The organism is Trinickia sp., from assembly GCF_051961175.1.
Lineage (GTDB): Bacteria > Pseudomonadota > Gammaproteobacteria > Burkholderiales > Burkholderiaceae > Trinickia.
Window position 1 is genome coordinate 1 of sequence record NZ_JBQCDN010000286.1, and the last position, 3327, is coordinate 3327.

General features: G+C 62.5%; 4 protein-coding genes, 1 tRNA gene and 2 pseudogenes. 5 read left to right on the forward strand and 2 right to left on the reverse strand.

Annotation, left to right across the window (positions count from 1 at the left end; all coding sequences use genetic code 11):
* The coding region (locus ACTHL0_RS17130) for an FAD-dependent oxidoreductase (RefSeq protein ID WP_440568011.1) at positions 1-253 on the forward strand (253 nt) is incomplete at its 5' end.
* A gap of 35 nt (positions 254-288) precedes the next feature.
* On the opposite strand, the pseudogene ACTHL0_RS17135 reads toward ACTHL0_RS17130, so the two are convergent.
* Positions 289-345: pseudogene (locus ACTHL0_RS17135) on the reverse strand (DUF736 family protein); the annotation flags it as partial.
* A gap of 197 nt (positions 346-542) precedes the next feature.
* Here ACTHL0_RS17135 and ACTHL0_RS17140 point away from each other — a divergent pair.
* The 4 genes and pseudogenes from ACTHL0_RS17140 to ACTHL0_RS17155 all read left to right on the forward strand — a co-directional run bounded on the left by ACTHL0_RS17140 (position 543) and on the right by ACTHL0_RS17155 (position 2759).
* Positions 543-1406: a class I SAM-dependent methyltransferase gene (locus ACTHL0_RS17140; RefSeq protein WP_440568012.1), complete on the forward strand. Its 864-nt coding sequence runs from the start codon at positions 543-545 to the stop codon at positions 1404-1406.
* Between the two features lie 140 nt (positions 1407-1546).
* A pseudogene (locus ACTHL0_RS17145) lies at positions 1547-1672 on the forward strand (IS5/IS1182 family transposase); the annotation flags it as partial.
* 348 nt (positions 1673-2020) lie between these two features.
* Positions 2021-2413 (forward strand): type II toxin-antitoxin system RelE/ParE family toxin, encoded by a 393-nt coding sequence (locus ACTHL0_RS17150; RefSeq protein ID WP_440568013.1) that lies wholly within the window; start codon positions 2021-2023, stop codon positions 2411-2413.
* Entirely contained in the window at positions 2394-2759 is a 366-nt protein-coding gene (locus tag ACTHL0_RS17155; protein ID WP_440568014.1) for a helix-turn-helix domain-containing protein, read from the forward strand. Before ACTHL0_RS17150 ends, ACTHL0_RS17155 begins: the two co-directional genes overlap by 20 nt.
* 444 nt (positions 2760-3203) lie before the next feature.
* On the opposite strand, the gene ACTHL0_RS17160 is transcribed toward ACTHL0_RS17155, so the two are convergent.
* Positions 3204-3279: transfer RNA gene (locus ACTHL0_RS17160), tRNA-Thr, on the reverse strand.
* Between the last annotated feature and the right edge of the window lie 48 nt (positions 3280-3327).

The following is a 3327-nucleotide window of genomic DNA, read 5'->3' on the forward strand; positions in this document are numbered from 1 at the left end:
ACATGTCGCGGTCGACGTCCTGTTCGCCCAGCCGCGCAACAAGCCGTCCGCAAGCCTGCATGAATCGCTGGGCCTCGCCACGGTGGATACGCCCACCGGCATTGTCCTCAAGGTCGACGAGCGCCGCCAAACCAGCATGCCCGGCATCTACGCCGCCGGCGACCTTACCACGCCCTTCTTGCCCTCGGTCACCCAGGCATCATCGCAGGGGGCGATGGCGGGTATTTTCGCCCAGCAGTCGATGCTGGTTTGAGAACACGGATTCACTTCTCCCGTCGCGTCGTCGCCATCGAAAAGGTTGGCGTAGATCGGCGCGGTGAAGGACGGATCGTCGAGTTTGACGAAATAGTAGGTTGTTCTTCAGGTCCGGCGCCAGGCGGCACCGGTCTCGATGCCTGAGACGATCACACGCAGGTATTGCGCCTTATCGCAGGTGAAACTGGGCTCGTTCGAGACGATACGCACCTTGGCATCGATTCGGCTCGCCCCTTGCCTCGAACAAGGGGCAGCTAGTTAAGAACGAATCAGAACAAGGAGATTACATGGGAGAGCAAAATGCCTATCAGGTCGCCGACTGGAATGGTCAAAGCGGGGAGCGTTGGGTCGCCAACCAGGCCCGGCTCGACGCGATGGTGGCGGTGTTCGGCGAGGCCGCGATAGAAGCCGCCGCGCCCATGACGGGCGAGCGCGTGCTGGACGTCGGCTGCGGCGCGGGCGCGTCGAGTCGGGCTCTGGCCGCCCGCGTCGGCGCGGGAGGGCAAGTGCTGGGCGTGGACATATCCGAACCGCTGATCGGCCGAGCGCGCGCGCTTGCGCCACAGGATACGCCGGTCGTGTTCCAGGTGGCCGACGCCAGCAGCGCCGAGCTGCCCGAGGGCGCGTTCGACATCCTGTTCTCGCGTTTCGGGGTGATGTTCTTCGACGATCCGACAGCGGCGTTCGCCCATATGCGACGCGCGCTGCGGCCGGGCGGGCGGATCGCTTTCGTCTGCTGGCGTAGCGCGGCCGAGAACGATTGGGTGCGCCTGCCGATGGGCGCGCTCAAGGGCATCCTCCCGCCGAGCGCGCCGCCCGCTCCCGAAGCGCCCGGTCCATTTTCGTTCGGCGATCGGGGGCGGGTGTCGCGCATCCTGACGGCGGCCGGCTTCACCGATATCGCTATCGCGCCCTTCGATGCTTCCGTCCCGTTCGGCGAGGGCGGCACGCGAGACGCGGCGATCGATGACGCGGTGACGATGACGCTCGAGGTCGGCCCACTGTCGCGCGCGCTCGCTGATCAGCCAGATGACATCCGCGCCCGCGCCTCGGCCGCGGTTCGCGCCGCCTTCGCGGGCCTCCCCGGCGAGCGGTCGGTGATGATCGACGGCGCGGCGTGGATCGTCATGGCACGCAATCCGGCACGCTGACAGGGTTCAACAGGGGAGACGCCCCCGCTCGGTAGAGCTGGGCGTCGTTGGCCGCTCAGATTGATGTCCCTTCTGGTTTGGAAGCTGCCATTAGCGAGCTAGAGGCTTTAATGGCGGGGTACAGCGTCGGCACGTGACATCGCCCGGGCAAGCGACGCGTGTTGGACAAGGCCACCGTGATGGGCGAGCTCGGCGATGAACTCCCACGGGCCAAAACGGGTATCCGGGCGAAAGCGGAACATCCGTTTCGGTTCATCAAGCGCCGCATCTGCGAGCGGACACATCGAAGAACGAAGCGGCAAACCTGCCGCATGTGACGCGCCAAAGGCTACGTCGCTCGTTCGGCGCGCTCGCCGAGCGGCTAGTAGTACCCGCGGGAGTCGTCGCCCAAATTCTGGGACAGCGCTCTAGCAGAAAAGCACTACCGCCGCCGCCCACTCGACCTGCTGCACAAGTGGCACGCGCGCATCGACGCCTGTATGCTCAAAGAGACTGGTATCGACTTCGAGACGGAGCAGGCTGCGGATCCGTCTTCAGGATATGGCTCCCATTACATATGATGTAAAAACCATATGACATTGAATACATATTGATTCTGATACATAATGGCTAACATGAACTGGACGGTGCTGTTTCACGATGCATTCGACGCAGAGTTCCAAGCACTGTCAGAAGGTTTGCAGGATGAACTGCTGGCCCACGCAAGGTTGCTTGGTGAGTTCGGCCCGAATCTTGGTCGACCGACCGTTGATAGCCTCAGAGGCTCTCAACACGCCAACATGAAGGAGCTGCGCTTCGGTTGGGACAACGGCGTCTGGCGCGTTGCCTTCGCTTTCGACCCAAAACGACAGGCGATTTTATTGGTAGGTGGCGACAAGGGCGGCGCTGACCAGAAGCGGTTTTACAAGCGGCTGATTGCCGTGGCCGATGGCCGGTTCAATGAGCACCTGGCCTCGCTCGCAGCAGAGAAAGGAACGGAGAGCAAGCATGGCAAAAAAACTCGATGATGTGATGGCAGCACTGCCCGCAGCACGTCGCGCGAAAATCGAGCGACGTGCGCAGGAACTCGCCTCCTTGAAGGACTTGCGACAGGCGGTCGAGAAAACCCAGGTCGATTTGGCCCTGGCTCTAGGCGTCGGGCAGGACACCATTTCGCGCCTCGAACAACGTAGCGACATGCTACTTTCGACCCTACGGCGCTACATCGAAGGCATGGGTGGGAAACTGGAGCTGGTGGCGCAGTTTCCGAATCGTCCGCCGGTGGTCATTGACCATCTAGCCGACCAGAAAGCGCCAGCCCGTTCTGCCACTCGGGCGCGGCGTTCGCCTCGGGCGAGCAGGGCAACAGCGTAATCGCGGCACACCCGTCGGACGAGGACGCGCAAGTTGTCCCAACTTGTCCCCTGTTGTCAGCTTGGCCATGTTGGCCAGCCTAGACACTGTGACAAACTTCGCTTCGGTCCATAAGCGCGAGGAACTGCGCCTGCAGCGGCTCAATTTCGTTGCGGCCGAACAGGGGCGCCGCGGTGTCGGCCGCACCAAACCCGCCGGTATTGCTCGGCACGATGCCGATTCCAGTTCCGCGACCTGCGCGCAGGTGGCGTCACGCACAAGGTAATCGACGAAGGATTGGAAGCGGGACAACGGATAGCGGGACATAGCGGCCCCGGCATGACGGCGCACTCGCACGCGGGACGCGGCCCGTGAAACCGTCTCGCTGATGTCTTTTGGAAACGTGAGGGGTGTTTTGGAAACGCCAAGGGGCTACGCAAACATCGCGTAACCCCTTGTCAGATATGGTGCCGGCTGCAGGACTCGAACCCGCCACCTGATGATTACAAATCAACTGCTCTACCAGATGAGCTAAGCCGGCGTAGTCCGCGATTCTACTTCATTTCACGACTTTGAGGTGGCCTTTCCC